We start from the raw sequence: 20,816 nt of genomic DNA, 5'->3' as shown, positions 1-20,816 counted from the left end.
ATGAGTTTAATGAGTTTAATATAGCAATGAATTAAGTTGTTTGTTAAAACACTTTGAGGGTAAGTATGTTATCGGCAGTACTATGTGCGATTATTTTACTATTTTTTGAACAGCAGAGGAAAAGTATGAGAAGAATCATACATCTAACTTTAATAATTTTATTTTCTACGATCTCAATGTCGGCGTTTGCAAGTGCTGATGTTGAAATAAAAAAGATCGCTTCAGGAGTGTGGGTTCATACCTCATATTATACATACCCAAATGGAGTAAAATTTCCTTCAAGTGGATTAATAGTTCAAGATGGGGAAGGCGTTGTTTTAGTGGATACTGCTTGGGGAGAGCTTGCTACGTTAGAACTCATGGAGCAAATTAGAACGAAGATTAAACTACCGATTAAAACATCAATAGTAACTCATGCTCATGGTGATCGGATTGCGGGTACGGATGCTTTAAAATCAAAAGGAATTCCAGTTTATTCGCATCCTCTAACGCAAAAATTTGCTACTGAGTATGGCTTGCCAGTACCAGATCAATCTTTAGAAGCAATTATTTCACCTGGAAGCATGGTTAGTTTAGGAAAAATTGATGTTATTTACCCAGGTCCAGGTCATGCAATGGACAACTTGATGATTTGGTTACCACAAGAAAAAATTCTGTTTGGTGGTTGTGCCGTTCGCGCTAAAGGAGCAACCTCTTTAGGCAATACTGCACATAGTGATATTGGTTCATGGCTTCAGGGAATGAAACATATTAGCCAGGAGTATAACTCTGCACAGATAGTAGTCCCAGGTCATGGTGAGCTAGGTGATTTTTCATTAATTTCAAACACATTAATGCTTTTAAGTGAGTCTGCACAATAAATATACACTAATAATCACATAAAAGATCTCGTCAAGCTCTGATAGAGCGCCTTTTATGTGGGGAGAACGTAGGATTATCCTTTATAGGAACTAATCTTACGCCTCCTGAACTCATTGATTAACTTATTTAAAGCCACCAAAACCAACCTCTTACTGTCATCTAAAAAATACTAAACCACGTTTAGAACTATCAACTTATAAAACTACTAAATAATTTAGCAAAAAAGTAGAAGTTAAAGATTATCAAATTATCGAAAATTACTGTAAATGAAGATCATCAGGTTGCTGGAGGTTTAAACGTTGCTTAGGAGCTTTATAAAATGAGCAATCATTTTATTACCTAAGGTAGGCTAAGCACTTTGGTTGGATTATTGTTACCAAACCTTTAATCAGGTGAGGTGATGGGGCAGCTAGCAGTGAATATAGTATGCTGATTGCTCCAGCAAAGAAATTCAACAAAGAGCCTGCACAAAGAAATGCACCTTGATACTATATGTCTAATGATAATGGGTATAGCAAGTAATATGTGAGGTTATAGCAATGAATCAATTAACTGAAAAAACGATAGCATGTCCTTATTGTGGTGAAAATATTGACGTGCTACTCGATCCGGCAGATGTTGATCAACAATATATTGAGGACTGCCAAGTCTGTTGTAAGCCTATTAATTTTTTGGTTTTTGAAAATATAGATGAAGAGCTTTCAGTGACGGTTTTTAGTGATGACGAAGCTTATTGACTATCTTTATAGGCACTTACACTCAGCAAGGTTTGGGCAGTATGTTTAGCTGCAAAGCAATGCAGTAATATATAAAAGAGTATGACTAACCAACATAAAAAGCGCTGCAATTAATTGCAGCGCTATGGTTGCATTACTTAATGGTTATTAACGGTCTAAGTTCATTACTTTAGTCCATGCCGCAACAAAGTCTTCTACAAACTTTTGCTTTGATGTATCAAAGGCATATACTTCTGCAACTGCACGCAGCTCTGAATTTGAACCAAAGATAAGGTCAACTGAAGTGGCTGTGTACTTTTGCTCACCTGATTGACGATCAAAGCCTTGATAAATCCCCGCATCTGATGACTTTTTCCAAACCGTAGACATATCCAATAAATTAACAAAGAAATCGTTATTTAGAGTGCCTGGCTTGTCAGTAAATACGCCGTAGTCAGTGCCTTTATAGTTTGCATCAAGCGAACGTAATCCGCCTACTAATACCGTCATTTCAGGCACTGTTAGATCAAGTTGATCTGCTTTATCTATTAGCATTTCAGTTGGCGATTTGTAGCTTTGTTCAGCATCAAAGTAGTTTCTAAAGCCATCGGCAGGCAGCTCTAATAAACTAAATGCATTAACGTCAGTTTGAGCTTGCGTAGCATCGCCACGGCCAGCATTAAAAGGTACGTCTACTGTGTAGCCTGCATCTTTCGCTGCTTTTTCAATCGCTGCATTACCAGCTAACACAATCAGGTCGGCCAGTGATACTTGGCTTTTACTAAAGAAACTATCATTAAAGTCGGCTTGAATCGCTTTTAATACTTTAAGTACTTTTGCAGTTTCGGCCGGATTATTTACCGCCCAATCCTTTTGTGGAGCAAGCGCAATGCGTGCACCGTTGGCACCACCGCGCATATCGGAATGACGGTAGCTTGCAGCAGATGCCCATGCAACACGTACTAGCTCTGATACGCTAAGACCTGAATCTAAAATGCTGGCTTTAAGCTCTTTTACTGCGCCAGCATCAATGTTTGATTGAGTCTCTGCTGAAATAGGATCTTGCCAAATTAAGTCTTCTTTAGGAACTTCTTTACCTAAGAAGTTACGTGGTGGCCCCATATCTCGGTGAGTCAATTTGTACCATGCTTTAGCAAATGCCAGTTGATACTCTTTAGGGTCGTTTAAAAAGCGTTCAGCAATTTTGCGGTATTCAGGATCAAATTTTAACGCTAAGTCGGCCGTGGTCATTACTGGTGCGTTAAACTTACCTTTAATATGAGCGTCAGGTACAACGTTATGTAACGATTCATCCGTTGGGATCCACTGAATGGCACCCGCTGGGCTGCGAGTTTGTTTCCACTCAAAGTTAAGTAGATTGCTAAGGTACAGTGATGACCAGCGAGTAGGAGCTTGTGTCCATGCGCCTTCTAAACCACTTGATACGGTATCTTCAGAGTGGCCTTTACCACATTTGTTTTTCCAGCCTAACCCTTGTTCTTCAATGCCTGCTGCTGCGGGCTCTGCACTCACACAATCTTTAGGTTTGTGCGCACCATGCATTTTACCAAAGGTGTGGCCACCTGCGATAAGTGCAAGAGTTTCCTCGTCGTTCATGGCCATGCGAGAAAACGCCACACGAATATTTTTAGCTGAACCGATTGGATCAGGAACCCCTTTAGGGCCTTCAGGATTTACGTAAATTAAACCCATGTGAGTTGCACCCAATGGGCGTTCTAATTTGCCGCTGGCATCTTCACGGTCGCTGGCAAGCATTTCTACTTCTGGACCCCAGTAAACCATGTCTGGTTCCCAGTCGTCAGTTCGGCCGCCGGCAAAACCATAGGTTTCAAATCCCATGTTTTCTAGAGCAACGTTACCGGCTAATACGATTAAGTCTGACCATGAAAGTGCTTCTCCATATTTTTGTTTAATAGGCCAAAGTAGGCGACGCGCTTTATCTAGGCTTACGTTGTCTGGCCAGCTGTTGAGTGGTTCAAAACGTTGTTGACCGCCACCAGCACCACCGCGGCCATCAAGCGTACGGTAAGTGCCTGCGCTGTGCCATGTCATACGGATAAAAAATGGCCCATAGTTACCAAAATCCGCCGGCCACCAATCTTGAGATTGTGTTAGTAGGGCATCAATATCACTTTTTACTGTGTCTAAATCTAGGCTATTAAATGCCTTGGCATAATTAAAGTCGGCACCGTAAGGGTTTGAGCGTTCATCATGATCACGCAGAGGTGAAAGGTTAAGTTGATCTGGCCACCAAAACTGGTTTGTTCTGGTTGCGCCCATTTTAGCTTCACCCATGCCAACAGCACCTTGTGGCTTTGACATTTGTGGTTTTTCTTGGCTAACAGCGGTGCCAGATATAAGTGCCATACTTATAAATCCAACAAGCGCTTTTTTATTGAATGAACGGTTTTTCATTGTCAGCTTCCTTAAAGTTAACGAATTTCGTTATACAAAGCGTATTACTACTTTAAACAGAGATCTCAATCGCTTTAAAAATTATTGAGTTGTAAATTTGTTTGCTCAAGTGAGGCTTAATCAAGCCTGAATAACAAAGCAATGAAAAGAATATAGCATCGGGCTGAAATGTGTGTGCGAAATAAAGCGATTACTACAATCTATAAATGTGATTGATTTTGTTGTAGTGATTAGATAAATGGATTGTTTTTACTTAAGGCGGAGAGAGTAATACAGATAAAAAAGCCCAGCCAAAGCTGGGCGACTACAAAAAATCTAGTGCACTTTAATTAATTTACTCGTTATAACACCTGAGGTCATTGACCCTGATACGTTTAATGCGGTGCGTGCCATGTCTATTAATGGCTCAATTGAGATCAGTAACGCGACTATCTCAACTGGTAAGCCCATGGTCGGTAATACAACCAATGCAGCAAACGTTGCGCCACCACCTACTCCGGCAATACCAAAAGAGCTTATAACAACAATGCCAATTAACGGTAAAATAAATTCGAATGTCAGCGGATCAATTCCTACGCTGGGTGCTACCATCATTGCCAGCATGGCTGGGTAAATACCGGCACAGCCATTTTGGCCAATAGTGGCGCCAAAAGAAGCCGATAAGTTAGCTATAGCAGGCGGCACTTTTAGCTGGTTAATTTGTACATCCACATTCATAGGAATAGAGGCTGCTGAACTACGCGAGCTAAATGCAAAGGTCAGTACTGGCCAAATTTTTTCAAAGTAACTCTTAGGGTTCACACCAACTAGGCTAAGTAATAAACCATGAGCAATAAACATTAATAATATAGCGACATAGGAAGCCACAATAAACGCCAGTAAATTAACAATATCATTGCTACTTGAGTTTGCCACAACGCTTGCCATTAACCCTGCGACGCCATAAGGCGTTAGCGCTATCACCATTCTTACTAAGTTCATTACTATGGCTTGTAAGGCGTTAACACCGTTGCGAATTGGATCTGCTAGTTCGCTACGTTCAAGCATCACCTTGCGTGCGGCAATCCCTACAAGGACACCAAAAATAACGACGGCAATTATAGAGGTTGAGCGTTGGTTACTTAAATCAGCAAATGGATTTTCTGGAATAAAGCTCAATAGCATTTGTGGCACACTTAAATCAGCTACATTAGCTGCTTTACCCTCTAGCGTGCTCATTTTTGCTGCCTCACGGGTTCCCGAAACTAAGCCTTCAATACTTAAATTAAAGCCATAGGTTACGGCAATACCAATTAAGGCTGCAATTGCCGTAGTAAAGAGTAAAACAGCAATACTAATGAACGATATTTTGCCCAAAGAGCCTTGGTTTTCTAGTTTCACCACGGCGGCAATCATAAACACCAATACCAATGGCATGATGATCATTTTTAATAGCCCAACATAGCCTTTACCAACAACACTTACCCAACTTAAAACGTCATTAATAGACTCCGGGGAGTGGGAAAATAAAAATTGTAAGGCTAAACCAAAAGCACTACCAACAACTAAGCCAAATAAAACAGTGCGAGATAAGGTTTTACTTTTTTGCGAAAAAAGATAAATCGCAAACAGCAAACCGACAAATAATGCCAGCATTAATAAAACAGCAAGCGACATAACATCCTCTTTAAAGCTGTGAATAAGCGCGGCACTTTAGCGTTTTGTATCGGGTTACGAAAATACACTTTTGATATGCTATAGAACAAATTGATATGTGCTAATAATATTTGAGTATAAAAAATACTATTGCACACAAATATAACCGTTGAGCTTCTATTTAAAGGTGCTAATAATGAATGCTAAATTAAGCAATGATAAAAACAGTATGAATGGACTTCTTTGGTCGTTATTTAGATCTTAATAATGTGTTTATTCGTATCAAAAAGTTGTATTCAAAAGAATTTTTCCTAATTATTAATTAATAGTGAGAACAGAGATGTTGCGATCAGTTGTTGGTTTAATGTTTTTTATTTTTTTAAGTGGGTGTTCGAGTCAATACCCAAATCAGAACTTAGTCGGTAAACAGTTTCCAACTATCAGTGGTGAAAGCTTGGAGCAACAGCAATTTACTATCCCTACAGACTTTAACAACGCACAGACATTACTGTTAATTGGGTATAAACAAGATAGTCAATTTGATATTGATCGCTGGCTTATTGGCTTGGATATGAGTGGCATAAACGTCACCGCTTATGAGTTACCCACAATTCAAGGCATGGTGCCGCGTATGTTTAGTACTTTTATTGATAGCGGTATGAGAAAAGGCATTCCTAAAGAACTGTGGGGCGGGGTGATCACTATTTATAAAGACGGTGATGCAGTACAAGCGTTCACTGGTAATGAAAATCCGAATAATAGCCGCATCGTATTAATTGATGGTAGCGGTAAGATTATTTACTTTTATGATCGGGGTTTTTCGGTTGCTGCATTAAATGAACTAAAAATGGTGATAGATAAAAAGTAGTAATACCCTGTAATGACCCAAACATGGGCTGCATGTTTGGGTCATTTATTTTTAACTTAAGCTGCCTCTTACTCCGTTATTTTTATCAATCATTTTTATAGCAAGGGTAGTCACTGTAACCTTGCTCAGTGCCGCCATACATGGTGGCTGCATCGGCTTCATTTAATGGCCATTGATTTTTTATGCGCGCTGGTAAATCAGGGTTTGCGATAAAAGGGCGACCAAAAGCAAATAAATCACCGTAGCCCTTAGCTAACATTGCCACCGCTTTTTCAACGGTGTACTTACCAGCGTAAATAATACGCCCAGAAAATTCAGCTCTGACTGCTTGATAAAATTGCTCTGGTAAATCAGGGGCATTGTCCCAGTCAGCTTCTGCAATTGAGAGGTAGGCAATACCGGCTTGTTCAAGTACTTTAATTGCTTCAATGTAGGTATGGTGCGGGTTTGATTCTACTAACCCTAAATAAACACGGGTTTCATCAGTACTGCTAAATAAGGGCGCAAATCTAACCCCTAAGCGCTCCGGGCCTACTACGTCACTTACTGCCGCGACAATTTCTTTTAAAAAGCGCAGGCGATTAGTAAGAGAGCCGCCGTATTCATCATCTCGTTTATTGGTGTGCTCAGAAATAAACTGATTTACTAAATACCCATTAGCACAATGCAGTTCTACGCCATCAAACCCCGCTTCTAGCGCATTACGGGCAGCTTGTGCATACATGCCAACAAGCTCTTTTACTGCATCGGTTGTCAAAGCTTGTGGTTCACTTGGGTTGGCTAAAGCGCCTTGAGCCGGTCCTGTTTCAATAAAGACTTTAACGCTATCAGCTGTTAGAGCTGAGGGAGCAATAGGTTTGGCTTCATTAGGCTGTAAGCTGGTGTGTGAAACGCGGCCAACATGCCAAAGTTGGGCAAAAATAATTCCACCTTCTGCATGTACTGCATCAGTTACTTTTTTCCAACCAGCTATTTGTTGATTAGAATGAATGCCCGGTGTCCAGGCATACCCTTGTCCTCTTGGTTCAATTTGAGTGCCTTCGGTAACCATAAAGCCAGCACTAGCACGCTGTGCATAATATGTGGCCATCACTTCGTTGGGGATATTGCCAGGAACCGTGCTGCGTGAGCGTGTAAGTGGCGGCATTACAATACGGTTTTTAAGCGTGTGTGGGCCTAAATTGATTGATGAAAATAGACTGTCGATATTTTTACTTGGTTGACTCATTTTAATACCTTTTAAATTAATAATGCTGTTTAGCGCCAATTACAATGCTGGTGAGCATAGGGATTAAAAGGTACAATTTGAAACAATGCTTTTTTGTTTAAGATACAATTATGAATGGTATATCTCGGCTTGATATAAAACAATTACGAATATTGAGTGCATTACTTAAACTAAAAAATGTGTCGGATGTGGCGCGCAAAATGGGCTTAACCCAGCAGGCTATTAGTGAGCAGCTGCGAAAATTGCGTGACTTATTTGACGATCGGCTTTTTATTCGCCAAGGCAATACAATGGTTGCAACACCTAAGGCAATTGCACTAGAGAAGCCCGTTAATCAAATATTAACTCAGGTTGAAGCGTTATTAATACCTAAACAATTTACCCCAAGTAGCTACAAGGGCGTATTTACAATAAGTGCGACTGATTACGCTATAGCAGCTCTTTTGCCACAATTATTAGAAATAACAAGACGCAAAGCGCCAGGATTAAAGCTGATTATTCGTGACTTTGCCTCTGATAATGTTAATCAATTAATAAGTGCAGGAGAGCTGGATTTATTAATTAGTTTTCCTGAATTTATCCCTGCAAACTTAATCTATGACACATTATTTGAAGAACAGCATATTTGTATTGCAGGGAAAGACACGGTGTTTTCTTCATCGACATTGAATCTTGCTGAAGTGGCGGCACACCCTCAATTAGTGGTTTCGGCGTCCCGTGCTAACTTACGAGGCTCTCACGACCAATGGTTTGCTGATAAGGGCTATGCGCGCAATATTGTAATGTCAGTGCCTGGCTTTTCATTTGTCCCCGATTTGCTTTGCAGTACAGACTTAATTGCTTTTTACCCATCGCGTTTACTGCCAAACGCCAAAGTGAAACAGCTTGAGGTTGAATTATTACCACCGCCATTTAAGGTGATTGCTGCATGGCATCCACGTTCAAATAACAGCGATATTCACCAGTGGTTAATAGCGCAATTAAAACGGATTTAGTGACTATTTAATTAGTTGACGAATATCGTTCCCTGTTGGTGCCTCATGGGCACGTAACGAAAAGGCGGGTAATATCGCTAATATATGGTCAAATATATCTGACTGAATATTTTCATATTCACCCCAATTAGTTGTATTGGTAAATGCATAAATCTCAATGGGTAAGCCATTTTTAGTTGGCTCTAGTTGCCTTACCATCAGTGTCATTCCCTGATGAATATGTGGGTGATGTTTTAATAGCGCGACTAAATAATGACGAAATGTGCCAACATTAGTGAGCCGGCGACCATTTAAAGTACAGCTCATATCTATTTTTTTCGTGGTATTTTGCTCGTTAATAGCCGGTAGGGTAATTTCGAGGTAGTGACTTAATAAATCTGCTTTTTTCAGCGCGGTGATTTCTTGTTCATCTAAAAAGCGCACACTGCTCATTTCTATGTGAATACTCCGTTTTATGCGCCTGCCACCGGATTCTGACATACCGCGCCAGTTTTTAAATGAGTCAGAAATTAGCGCATAGGTTGGGATAGTGGTAATAGTTTTATCCCAATTTCTTACTTTAACTGTGGTCAACGCTATATCAATCACATCGCCATCTGCGCCGTATTTGGGCATTTCTAACCAATCACCAACCGCAAGCATATTGTTTGCTGAGAGCTGAATACCGGCCACCAACCCTAAAATAGCGTCTTTAAACACCAGTAGCAGTACAGCCGATAGCGCACCTAAACCACTGAGTAATATTAACGGGGATTTATTCATTAATAATGAAATCGCTAAAATACCGGTTAATACGCTGGCGATCAGTTTAATTGTTTGTAAAAAACCACGTAATGGAAAGTGAGCTGCAATGGGTTGCCTGTCAGATATCGCTTGAAAAATATTAAGCAAAGAGAACAGCGAAAGTAGTGCAAATAAAATGATCCACTGATCAGTAAACATCTCAATGATATGTAAAAAAGCAGTTCCTTCGGGAACCCAGAGCCTTGCTTGTATAGCAACCACAGCACCTTGTAAAACAAAGGAAATATTACGTGTTAATTTAAGCGCTAAGTCGGCAGGCGTGTGGGTATCGGTTTGAACAACTTTATCACTAAAGCGGCTTCTAAGTAGTCGTTTTGAAACTGACCTTAAGATGAGGTGCAATATGAGCGCAAATAAGCCAACCCAGCACAGTACTAATATGTCGTACCATAAATACGCACTCCCAGGAAAATAAAGACTAAACCATTGCAGTAAAAATTCTCGCAGCTGCGATCGTATTTCAGTCATTTATATTCCCAAGAGATTTATTTGCGTGAGTTTCATCTATTTAATGAAATCTAGTTAAGCAGATGGGGCGAGAAAAGTCTATTTAAGCCGTGCTTAAATAGACGTTTTAGAAATAATATTTATATTTTATTTTCAGCAAGTTGCAGAGTTAATTCCTCAAAAATACTCGGATCGTCAATGGTTGATGGAATTTGCAGTTCTTCACCATCAATAAGTTGACGTAAGTTTTTGCGTAAAATTTTACCTGAGCGTGTTTTTGGTAAGCGATCTACACACATAATATTTTTAAGACACGCAATAGCGCCGATTTGATTACGCACGGTTTGCACCAATTGCTGTTCTACTTCTTTATGCGAGCCATGAAAATCATTTTTTAACACTACCATGGCCATGGGGTTTTGACCCTTGAGCGCATCATTAATACCAAATACGGCACACTCAGCAACTGCTGGGTGAGCGGCTACAATTTCTTCCATTTCACCAGTTGATAAACGATGCCCCGCGACATTAATTACATCATCGGTGCGGCCCATAATAAATAGGTAGCCATCATCATCAATATAACCGCCGTCGCCAGAAAGATAATAGCCTTCATATTCACTTAAATAACCGGCTTTAAAGCGTTCGGTATTTTGCCAAATAGTGGGTAAACATCCTGGTGGTAAAGGCAGCTTAATAACGACTGCACCTTGTTTATTGGGGGCGCATTGGTCACCATTCATATCTAAAATACGTACGTCAAACCCAGGAGTAGCAACCGTTGAACTGCCTGCTTTTGTAGGCAGGTGCTCAATGCCGACAGGGTTACAGGCTATCGCCCAGCCAGTTTCGGTTTGCCACCAATGATCAAGTACAGGTAGGCCTGTTTTTTCTTTGAGCCAATCGTAGGTGGGGGGATCTAAGCGCTCGCCTGCTAAAAACAAGCGTTTCAGACTTGAAGTATCGTATTGTTTAAACCCATCGGCATTGGGGTCTTCTTTTTTTATCGCTCTAAAGGCCGTTGGTGCGCTAAATAAAGCCGTTACTTTATACTGTTCAACCACACGCCAAAATGCACTGGCATCCGGGGTTCTTATTGGTTTACCTTCAAATAAAATAGTGGCGCAGCGGTACATAAGCGGGGCATACACTATGTACGAATGGCCTACAACCCAACCAATATCCGAAGCGGCCCAAAACACGTCACCAGGTTTCATTCCGTATACGGTTTCCATGCTGTAATGCATGGCAACGGCATGGCCGCCATTTTCACGAACAACCCCCTTGGGAGTACCCGTTGTACCTGAAGTGTATAAAATATAAAGCGGGTGATCGCCACTTACCGGAACAGGATCAACGCCAGTAGCTGTTTGCATTGCAACAGCCCAGTCAATATCACGCTCAGGCATAAGTGGTGCAGTTACTTGCTCTCGCTGATAAATAATACAATGTTCTACTTTATACGAGGCTGATTCGAGGGCGTTATCAAGTAACTCTTTGTATTCAATTACGGTATTCACTTCTACACCGCAAGAGGCACTGAGTACTAACTTAGGCTTGGCGTCATCAATTCTTACGGCAAGCTCATGTGCTGCAAACCCGCCAAAAACGACCGAATGAATAGCGCCGATGCGAGCGCAGGCTAACATGCCAATTACGGCCTCGGGGATCATGGGCATATAAATAACCACGCGGTCGCCTTTTGTTACGCCTAAAGACTGCATTAATCCTGCGAATTTAGCGACTTCTTGTTGCAGTTCAAAGTAGCTGTAGCTGCGCGCGGTATTGGTTACGGGTGAGTCATAAATTAACGCTGTTTCATCGCCATGGCCGGCAATAACATGCTGATCTACGGCTAAAAAGCAGCTATTAAGTTGGCCATCGGCATACCAGTGATATAAACCGTTTTCATCTTGTGTGTAAGCTGTTTCGGGAGCCTGGTACCAAGGGAGGCGTTTACTTTGCGATAACCAAAACGCTGCCGGGTTTTGTTTAAACTCGTTGTAATGTTGTTTGTATTCACCTGACATAAAGGCTCCTGAGCAAAATTTAATATAACTTTATTTAGGGTCTGTTGACCTTTGCAAATTAAAGCTTGAAAGATCAACAGACCTTAAAACTAAGCGCTTTTTATCAGGAGTGATATTCGACTATGGTCGGTTAAATAATAAACGGATTGTGTGGTTTTTAGCTAACGCTATGGTTTATAACGAACTAACGACTAGTTTGATGATTTAAATGAGGTAACATATAAAAATGATGAACTATTTAATGTGGTAATAATGAGTCAAGTTGTCAGAGTAGGCGTTGCAGTGATAGTAATGCATGATAATAAAATTTTACTCGGTGAACGGTTAGGCGCACATGGTGCAAATACCTGGGCAACCCTTGGGGGGCATTTAGAATTTGGTGAAACGGTAGAGCAATGTGCAGTGCGTGAAGTCGCTGAAGAGACTGGGCTTACTGTTACTAATATTCGTAAACTCGATTTTACCAACGATATTTTTAGCGCTGAGAACAAGCACTATATTACCTTATATGTACAGGCAAAGTATGAAGGTGGCGAGCCTGTAAATAAAGAGCCTAACAAATGTTTACAGTGGCGTTGGTGCGATATTAATAACTTACCTTCACCTTTATTTACTTCATTAAAAAATTACTTAACACAGGGTGTTTTACCTACTCGATACTAAAGGCGCGTTGGAATAGGGAGTTGCCATTTATTTAAAATTTGTTGGTATTCACCGCTTTCTTTTATCGCGTTTAATCTATCAGTAATAATTTTCGCTGTTTGCGGGTTAAGCTGCTTACTTGCTGCAAAGTGAAGAGAAGAAGGTAGCTCATCTAAATGTATACGCTTAGTAATTAAGCTTGGGTCGAGCCCTGTTCGCTTTAACTCGTTTTCAAGTGTGAGGGTGTTAGTCACCACAAAATCGATACGATTTTTATACAGCATTTTCCATAGCTGCTGGTAGTAACTCACTAAGACTAGATTCTCATTTTCAGTAAAGCCTTGAGCTTCTAGATAAGCCTGTGCAGAATAACCGCGAATAGTGGCTACTTTGTATTTTTTGGCAAAGTTTAAGTGAATCACTTCATCGTTATGACTACGTAAACTTACTAGGTATGCATCTGCAAAATACACTTTCCCCAGCCACTTAAACTGGCTATTTCTGTTTGGAGTTTTTAACAGTGACAGCATGATTGCATTAGGATTGGCTTGTTGTTGTGGAAACATACGCGCCATCGGCATTATTTCAAATTTTGCAGTTAAAGCCGTACCTTTTAATACTGCTTTAGCGATATCTACTAAGGCGCCCTGCGTTTCACCTTGAGGGTTTATAAAATGATAAGGCGGTAAATCTTCAGCGATGAAGGTAACCGGGTTTGCGTGACAGACCGCACTATAAAAAACCAATACAAAAACAGCTAACACCAAACGCATAAATAATTGTCTTTAAAGCAACACCATAAGGTTAGTGTAAAGAAAGTTAGTAAGAAGGTATACGACAAATGTATTTTTTGAGTAAGCAAAGTGTTTAATTATTGTTTTTTATGAATTGGCGAGGTGAGCAATGATACCAGCGCCTAAAGGCACGATTAAAAGAGCTTTGATCATTAAACCCCAACATAGTTGCAATACTGCTGAGCGAATAATGAGGAATATAAGTTAACAAACGGCGTTTTTGCTCTTGCTCAAGAAGATCACCAAAATTGGTGTTTTCTTGCTTTAGGTGTCGTTGCACTGTGCGCGGGGTCATATTTAAAGCACTAGCCGTTCTGATCAGTGAGCAGTCCTGCAAATCGTATTTAGCCATTAAAATATGATTAATTTTTTCTGTTAATAATTGCTGACTTTTAAACTGGGATAGCTGTTGCTCTGACATTTGCTTAAGCACAGCGTTAATCTGGGAGTTATCGGTTTTAAAAGGCAGGGTTAAGTAACTACTTGGAAACTCTACTTGATTAAAGTTAGCGCCAGCTTTTACTGGGCAATTAAACCATTGCGCTAATTGTTGCAACTCACTATCTGAAAAACGTGCTGTAAAATAAACGCAACTAGGCGAAAGCTGAGGATTAAGTAGTTGGCGTATAACACTTACCCACGCGGTCATATTTCGTAATACGGCCTGTGGGCTGCACTGTGGGTCTGCTAACCAGGTTACCTTGCAAAGTGTTCGTTGCTGTTCAAACTCAGCACGCCCTATGTTGGCCACTAAACTGTCGTAACTCAGTAATGCAGTAATGGCACTGGCTAGATTAGTACTCGATTCAATTAAATACCCAAGTACACCAAAATCAGCGGTACGTATTTGTTTTCCTAACTCAAACCCAAATAAGGAGTCGTTTAGCGTTTGCTGTGCATAACTAAGCAGCGCATTGTAGCTTTTTAAGCTAATACGTGGTGCTAATTGTTGTGTTTGCTTATTTGTATATTCATCAAATTCAATGGTAGTTAGTATCTCTTGGCTATCTAATTTTTTGCTTTGAAGATAATCCAAACAGCTAGAAAAGTAATGATCGGCTAAGGTTTTCATTTGTCGCCTAAAGCTAAAAAATAGTCATCTAATCGCAAGTTTGCCATGCAATATTTTTATATGCTAGAGATCTATAAAAATAATAGGGGGCACACAATGATTGAGATAAATGTTAAACATAGTGTGGCAGCAACGCCTGAACAATTACGCACCTTATTATTAGCGCATGCTGATTTGGGGCGCTTTTTTAATGCGCAGTTTAAAGTGTTAACACCGCAAGACTCGGGTGAAATAAGTGGCGGAAAAGGCACCATTAGACAAATAAAAATGCAAGGTACAACATTTAAAGAGCAAATAATAACGGCCGATAATAGCCACATTAGTTACCGTATTTTAGGAGATAAACCCGTTGCACAGCACCGTGGTGATATTTACTTAAAAGCCAATAATGCTCAGCCATCACTCACCGAGATCAGCTACCATATTCGTTGCATTGCGCCTTTGTGGTTACCCAATTTTATACTGGCTTTTTTTATAAAAAAAGATGTTAGCCAAGCACTTAAAAAAATAGCCAGCTATTTTCAGGAGCAAACGCCATGAGCATTGAAATTATTTTATTGGCACTGAGCCCTATTTTTTTGCTGTTTGTAGGGTTTGAGTTTATAAAATTTAGACGTTACTACGATATAAAAGACAGCTTAGCCAACGCGTTACTTGCTTTATTACATCAAGGAGCCGATGCCATTGCGTTATTATTATTAATGCCGTTTTTTTATTGGCTGTATCAGTTTCGACTATTTGATATTGAATTGACAGTATTTACTGTATTAGGCGCTTTTTTACTGCAAGACTTTTTATACTATTGGTTTCATCGTGCATCACACCATATTCATTGGTTATGGGCCGCTCATGTAGTGCATCATAGTTCTACTAAAATGAACTTTACCACGGCATTTAGGCAAAGTTTAATGTATCCGCTGGCGGGAATGTGGCTATTTTGGTTGCCGATGATATTAATAGGCTTTGAGCCTGTGATTGTTTTTGCTGTGGTGGCACTTAATTTGGCTTATCAATTTTTTGTACACACGCAAGTGGTAAAAAAGCTCGGTTGGTTTGAAGTATTATTTAATACCCCATCGCATCATCGGGTGCACCACGCTATAAATAATGGCTACTTAGATAAAAACTTCGCTGGCGTTTTAATTATTTGGGATAAATTATTTGGCACTTACGTCGAAGAAGATGAAAACAAGCCTTGTAAATACGGCATTATTGGCCAACTAAACAGTAATAACCCAATCAAAATTACCTTTCATCAGTGGCAGTATTTATTTAAAAGTACCTACCAAGCTAAAGGGTTGAAAGCCAAGTTAAACGTGCTGTTTGGTTACCCAACAAGTTCTAAAAGTAGCAATGAGTAAGCCTATTTTTTATATAAAAAAGCCAGGAGCAAATAGTATCACTCCTGGCTTATCTCACAGTAAAATTTAATTATTTGGCCGTTGTGATCACTGTATCAATTAAGTGTACAACGCCATTGCTAGTGTAAATATCAGTGGTTGTTACATTGCTGCCAGCTACTTGTAGTGATGTAGCCGGTAAGCTTACTTGCCACCAAATATCGTTCACAGCTTGACCATTACTTTCACCGGCTGCCGTATCACCTGAGAAGGTATATAAAGGGCGGCCAAGGTAAGCGACTTGCATACTGTCATCTGAGCGAGCAATCAAGGATAAACCCGGAATATTTTCGATAGACGCCGCAGTGCCTAACACGGGTGGCCACGTTGTTGCACAAGTTGCTTCACATACGCTCATTGCTTCACCTAAGTCGTTATCAAATACATACAACGTTTTACCTGGCATTGCATCGGCCATACCCGTTACTAAACGATTATTAGTTACTTCATAAGCTACGCTGTCTGTTGCTGTATTTTCGGTACTGGTAAAATCTACCACGTTTACGCTTAGCATATTCTCAGCAAGTGTAGTGACCATTTTACCGTTAGCAGCAAACGCATCAGTACTACCTACTTGGGCAGCTAATACATGTTGAGTAAGTACGCCAGTAAGTGCAGTAGTGTCAGCTAATAAAGCATTTAAATCAGCGGTAGGAATTTTACTAAATGCCGCATTTGTTGGTGCGAATACCGTAAACGATTTAGTGGTATCGTTAAACGTATCCACTAACCCTGCTGCTTGCAGTGCAGTTACTAGTGTAGATAATGCAGATGTTTCTGTGGCAACTGTTGCAATAGTTTTGGTCGGTGTGCCTACTTCAGCGGGTGGCATAATCACTTTGTTTAATACATGAATAACGCCGTTGTCAGCAGTTACATTCGCTGTAGTTACCGCCGCATCATTAATAAACAGTGAGCTGTCTACATACGATAAAGCAGCCATATCACCATTTGCCATTTCAACTTTGTTGTTCTCGCTGTTTGCAATGGTGGCTGCTGCATCAGATAGTACATTTGCATCTGCTACTACATGGTAAAGTAAAATATCACGAAGCGTGTCGGTATCTGCCAATAAAGCGTCAATAGTGTCTTGACCAAGGGCAGCAAATGCTGCGTCAGTAGGTGCAAATACCGTGAATGTGCTGGTTGGATCGCTAACCAATGCGTCTAAACCTGTTGCTGAGAGTGCGGCGAGTAATGTAGTAAAGCTGCCATTTTCACTTGCAACATCCGCAATTGTGCCAAAACTCTCTGGTAGGGCAACGTCAGCAACAATCACAGAGTCAATTACGTGAACAATGCCATTAGTTGTTTTTATATCAGTTATTACCACATTAGCGCCGCCAAACATCAAGATGTTGGTGTCTGCGTTAATTGAAATAGGTAAAGTATTACCAAGCAGTGTTTCAGCTGATTGACCGTTTAGAGACATTGCGGTTACTGAATCAATAGAGCCAGTTAACACATGTTGTTTTAGAATATTGCCGAGTACATCTGGATTAGCTAATAGGGTGTTTATCATTTTGCTACCAACAGCTTCAAATGCAGCGTCTGTTGGGGCAAATACAGTATACTCCTTTGAATTATCAGACAATGCAGCTGTTAAACCCGCAACATCAAGCGCTGTGAGTAACGTACTAAAATTACCAGCTTGTTGCGCTGTTTCAACAATATTTTTCGTTGGCGCAGTTTCAGAAACTTCTTTAGGCATTAAAACAGCATCAATGACGTGGATAATACCGTTATCAGTTTCAATATCAGTCATGGTAACGGTGCTTGTGTTTACTAACAGCGTATCGCCATTTAAAGATAGAGCAATATTTTGACCATTGACAGTTGCAACCGTTGTGCCTGCGAGGCTAATTGCTGTTTGTGCATCAACACTACCTGATAAAACATGATAGGTTAATATTGAACTAAGCTTGTCAGTATCAGCTAATAAAGCGTTGATTTTGTCTTCACCTAGTAATGCAAAAGCCGCATCGGTGGGAGCAAATACTGTGTAACTATTCGTTGCATCATCAAGAGTCTCGTCAAGACCTGTTGCTTCTAAAGCTGCAACGAGTGTAGTGAAATCATCAGAACTTTGTGCAGCATCAAAAATGGTAGTAATTGGTTGTGGGTCAGTACTTACAGGTACGTTATCATCGTCATTACAGCCTTGGATCAGTAACAAGGGAAGTATGACTGCGCATAGCTTAAATACTTTATTCATAATTTTTCCTTTAATTGAATGTTACAGTGTTATAGCTGTGTGAACATTACGTAAGGGAAGCTATAACTGATCAAAAAAAGGCCTGTTATTTTTTGTTTTGGGATATCGTTAAGATTTTATTAGACTATTTAGAAAAAATTCAGGTTACTAAGGATTTGGCGCCCCTAATAAAAATAAATACGCTGCAGATATACACGGATGAAGAATACACACATTCCTAAAGCGCCAGTAAAGTCATCAACACTGTGCTCGATGTAATAACCATAAAATATGATGACAGAGCTTGCAAGAAAGCCAATGGCAAAGCTGTCGGCTAGGCGTATATTGATAAATAAGTATTGCTACTATGACTCTTCGGGAATGACATAAACTAGACAATAAGGCCTATCAAAGCTGCTGATACCATGATAGGAATTAATAATTTTGGATTGACGAATTTTAATAATAAAAATTTACTTTTAGCGCGCACATCACAAACCATAGCCCTCGCATTTAATAGCACAAAACAGATGTTGTTAATGTTATATAAATTGCAATTTATGTATAATGCAGCATATTTCATATGTTAAAAGTTATTAATGAAGGTAATTTATGTCCAACTGTTTGCACTTGGCAATACCGGCAGGTGATCTCGAAAAAGCGAAAACATTTTATTGTGACGTACTTGGCTGTAAAACGGGCAATAGTGAAGCAGGGCGATGGGTAGACATTGATTTTTGGGGTAACGAGTTAACGCTTCACCAAAGCGAAGAGCGCTTACCAACGGTACGTCATGATGTTGATATGGGCGCGGTGGCAGTCCCTCACTTTGGCATTCATCTATCAGAAGATCAATTTCAAGCTTTAAAAACGCGCATTGCGGCTGCTGGTCTCGAATATTTAGATAAACCATACCGTCGTTTTGTTGGCAATGAATTTGAACAAGAGACGTTTTTTATTGAAGATCCAAACGGCAATGTTTTAGAAATGAAAACTATGGTAAACCCAGAAGTCTTATTCAAAAAAGACGAGTAATGATTATGCGCCTAAACGATTACTTTAGGCGTTTTCTCTTGTGTAGGTTTGCTTAGCCTGCGCTTTTCGTAATGACTTTTTTTGATACATTGCTTCATCACCGGCTTTTAAAACCTCATCTAAATTTTTAGGCGCTTCGCTATAGTTGATTTGCCCTACGCTTGCGTAAATAGCGATGGTGTTACCTTGGTGCTCTAAGCTAAGCGCATTTAACTTTTGTTCAAGAGTCGCAACTCGTTGGTTAATTTTATCTTTGCTGGTAAATAATGCCATAGCCACAAACTCATCCCCGCCTAAGCGTCCAACCGCATCTTCACTGCGCATATGGTTATTAATCAATTGCGCTACTTTGCTTAACACTTTATCGCCAACATCATGGCCATAACTATCATTTATTACTTTAAAGCGGTCTAAGTCTATATATAAAAAACACAGGATACCGCCTTGTTGAGCATGTTGAGTTAATAAGTCGTTTGCTTTTAAGCTCCAACCGCGACGATTATGTATATGACAAAGGGGGTCGTAATTAGCGTGTCGTTCAGCCTGTTTTTTTGCATAACTGAGTCTTTGTATTCGCTTGGCGACGGCGATGGCCAGTAGTAATGACTCAAGAGTAAAAGCAATCACAAACCCATAACGTTGAATAAAAGGGCTGTATTCGGTGAGTAATATTCTAAAAGTCATACTAATAAATACACAGCTTAAGGCTATAAAAACTAAGCCTGCCTCATTCACACCTTGCTTAGCTTGCACGGCTGAGAGTATAAAAATACTCATTACAATCAATAATGATAAGTAGCCTGTAATCGCTGAGGTGATATCAGCAATAGCGGGTAAATCTAAGGCTACTTTTTGTAAGCACAAGGTAAGTACACATAAAGCGGCAATTTTTAAAAATTTACTCACTTTTGGCCAATATTGCGGCAATTCTAATATTGCGCACATAAACCAAGTCGCACTTAATACGGTTAAACCAATGCTTAATGAATAAAGATTTCTGATAAACTCAGAAAACTGATTTTGAGCAAATAAATAGGGTTGACCTTCTTGTAAAAAGATAAAGCTAGCAATACAAAAAAGGTATGCACCATACTGTTTGAAAATAGCATCTTTAATACCATAACCTATTATTAGTACATAAAAAATAAGTGTGGCACACAAGCCATAAAACACTCCGAAAATTAAATTATATAACTGAACTCTGCCAATAAACTGTTGTGTATTTAGCCATGTAAAACGAGGAGTGTAGTTATTTGTTACTGTTACAATGAGCTGCGCGTTAAAGCTGCCTTGCTCCATTAAAACGGCTATCTGATTCGTTTTTAAGGGGGTCTTTGATACGCCATCTTGTTGCCACGAAAAACTCTTAAGTGCAGGACGAGTAAAAGTGAATACACCACTTTGGCTTAGGGTACATACTAATTCAAATTTGTTAACCCCTTTTTCTAGTCTTATGTCTGATGCAACAGCTTGCAACAAGGGGGTTGATACATTGTTTGCAATAGCTGTTAAATAACAGTTATCTTCAGCGAAAGCTGCGCCGCTCAATAGCAGAGTAATAAAAGCCAATATGATACCGTTGAACCTGAGGAAGCGGGAGCTTGGGAAGAGGAAGCTATTCCTTATTTTCACGGTAGTATTGCGCATAAGTGAGACATA

17 protein-coding genes are annotated in these 20,816 nt (G+C 39.9%); 8 read left to right on the top strand and 9 right to left on the bottom strand.

The annotated features are described in order from the left end of the window. The first annotated feature begins 65 nt into the window (after positions 1-65). Positions 66-860 (top strand): subclass B1 metallo-beta-lactamase, encoded by a 795-nt coding sequence (bla, locus tag H5162_RS07840; RefSeq protein ID WP_220493553.1) that lies wholly within the window; start codon positions 66-68, stop codon positions 858-860. A 540-nt stretch (positions 861-1,400) separates the two neighbouring features. Next, a complete protein-coding gene (locus H5162_RS07835; RefSeq protein ID WP_145234329.1) occupies positions 1,401-1,598 on the top strand; it encodes a CPXCG motif-containing cysteine-rich protein in 198 nt (65 codons plus the stop codon). A 147-nt stretch (positions 1,599-1,745) separates the two neighbouring features. On the opposite strand, the gene katG is transcribed toward H5162_RS07835, so the two are convergent. Both katG and H5162_RS07825 read right to left on the bottom strand, forming a co-directional pair. Then, positions 1,746-4,013, bottom strand: a complete 2,268-nt coding sequence (gene katG, locus H5162_RS07830) for a catalase/peroxidase HPI (protein ID WP_182778179.1) — start codon at positions 4,011-4,013, stop codon at positions 1,746-1,748. Positions 4,014-4,328: 315 nt separating this feature from the next. Beyond that, complete coding sequence (locus tag H5162_RS07825; RefSeq protein WP_149979997.1) at positions 4,329-5,669, bottom strand: L-cystine transporter; 1,341 nt, start codon at positions 5,667-5,669, stop codon at positions 4,329-4,331. Positions 5,670-5,988: 319 nt separating this feature from the next. Here H5162_RS07825 and H5162_RS07820 point away from each other — a divergent pair, with 319 nt between their 5' ends. Beyond that, entirely contained in the window at positions 5,989-6,516 is a 528-nt protein-coding gene (locus tag H5162_RS07820; RefSeq protein ID WP_182757438.1) for a hypothetical protein, read from the top strand. 85 nt (positions 6,517-6,601) lie between these two features. Here H5162_RS07820 and H5162_RS07815 read toward each other — a convergent pair whose 3' ends face one another. Further along, positions 6,602-7,744: an alkene reductase gene (locus H5162_RS07815; protein WP_182778177.1), complete on the bottom strand. Its 1,143-nt coding sequence runs from the start codon at positions 7,742-7,744 to the stop codon at positions 6,602-6,604. Positions 7,745-7,854: 110 nt separating this feature from the next. Here H5162_RS07815 and H5162_RS07810 point away from each other — a divergent pair, with 110 nt between their 5' ends. Continuing rightward, positions 7,855-8,739: a LysR family transcriptional regulator gene (locus H5162_RS07810; RefSeq protein WP_182759431.1), complete on the top strand. Its 885-nt coding sequence runs from the start codon at positions 7,855-7,857 to the stop codon at positions 8,737-8,739. Between the two features lie 3 nt (positions 8,740-8,742). Here the strand turns inward: H5162_RS07810 and H5162_RS07805 are convergent, their stop codons facing one another. Together H5162_RS07805 and H5162_RS07800 are read right to left on the bottom strand one after the other, a co-directional pair. Then, entirely contained in the window at positions 8,743-10,011 is a 1,269-nt protein-coding gene (locus H5162_RS07805) for a mechanosensitive ion channel family protein (RefSeq protein WP_182778175.1), read from the bottom strand. Positions 10,012-10,130: 119 nt separating this feature from the next. Then, complete coding sequence (locus H5162_RS07800) at positions 10,131-12,020, bottom strand: AMP-binding protein (protein ID WP_182778173.1); 1,890 nt, start codon at positions 12,018-12,020, stop codon at positions 10,131-10,133. 252 nt (positions 12,021-12,272) lie between these two features. Between H5162_RS07800 and H5162_RS07795 the strand changes: the two genes are divergently transcribed. Continuing rightward, positions 12,273-12,683, top strand: coding sequence for an NUDIX hydrolase (locus tag H5162_RS07795; protein WP_182778171.1), 411 nt, complete (start codon positions 12,273-12,275; stop codon positions 12,681-12,683). On the opposite strand, the gene H5162_RS07790 is transcribed toward H5162_RS07795, so the two are convergent. Next, entirely contained in the window at positions 12,680-13,435 is a 756-nt protein-coding gene (locus H5162_RS07790) for an ABC transporter substrate-binding protein (RefSeq protein ID WP_145234308.1), read from the bottom strand. The genes H5162_RS07795 and H5162_RS07790 overlap by 4 nt on opposite strands. Positions 13,436-13,529: 94 nt before the next feature. Next, a complete protein-coding gene (locus tag H5162_RS07785; RefSeq protein WP_182778169.1) occupies positions 13,530-14,528 on the bottom strand; it encodes an AraC family transcriptional regulator in 999 nt (332 codons plus the stop codon). 96 nt (positions 14,529-14,624) lie between these two features. Here H5162_RS07785 and H5162_RS07780 point away from each other — a divergent pair, with 96 nt between their 5' ends. Together H5162_RS07780 and H5162_RS07775 are read left to right on the top strand one after the other, a co-directional pair. Continuing rightward, entirely contained in the window at positions 14,625-15,068 is a 444-nt protein-coding gene (locus H5162_RS07780) for an SRPBCC family protein (protein WP_182778167.1), read from the top strand. After that, on the top strand, positions 15,065-15,889 hold the full coding sequence (locus tag H5162_RS07775; RefSeq protein ID WP_182778165.1) for a sterol desaturase family protein: 825 nt from the start codon (positions 15,065-15,067) through the stop codon (positions 15,887-15,889). Before H5162_RS07780 ends, H5162_RS07775 begins: the two co-directional genes overlap by 4 nt. A 70-nt stretch (positions 15,890-15,959) precedes the next feature. On the opposite strand, the gene H5162_RS07770 is transcribed toward H5162_RS07775, so the two are convergent. Further along, positions 15,960-18,143, bottom strand: a complete 2,184-nt coding sequence (locus tag H5162_RS07770; RefSeq protein WP_182778163.1) for a fasciclin domain-containing protein — start codon at positions 18,141-18,143, stop codon at positions 15,960-15,962. Positions 18,144-18,734: 591 nt separating this feature from the next. Between H5162_RS07770 and H5162_RS07765 the strand changes: the two genes are divergently transcribed. Beyond that, complete coding sequence (locus H5162_RS07765) at positions 18,735-19,157, top strand: VOC family protein (protein ID WP_145234299.1); 423 nt, start codon at positions 18,735-18,737, stop codon at positions 19,155-19,157. A gap of 24 nt (positions 19,158-19,181) precedes the next feature. Here the strand turns inward: H5162_RS07765 and H5162_RS07760 are convergent, their stop codons facing one another. Then, positions 19,182-20,726 (bottom strand): diguanylate cyclase, encoded by a 1,545-nt coding sequence (locus H5162_RS07760; protein ID WP_259398186.1) that lies wholly within the window; start codon positions 20,724-20,726, stop codon positions 19,182-19,184. Positions 20,727-20,816: the final 90 nt, after the last annotated feature.

Origin of the sequence: Pseudoalteromonas sp. SR41-8, from assembly GCF_014163915.1 — a bacterium.
In the GTDB taxonomy this organism is placed as follows: Bacteria; Pseudomonadota; Gammaproteobacteria; order Enterobacterales; family Alteromonadaceae; genus Pseudoalteromonas; species Pseudoalteromonas rhizosphaerae.
Note: the sequence above shows the minus strand (reverse complement) of the source record. Positions and strands in the feature narration are given on the sequence as shown.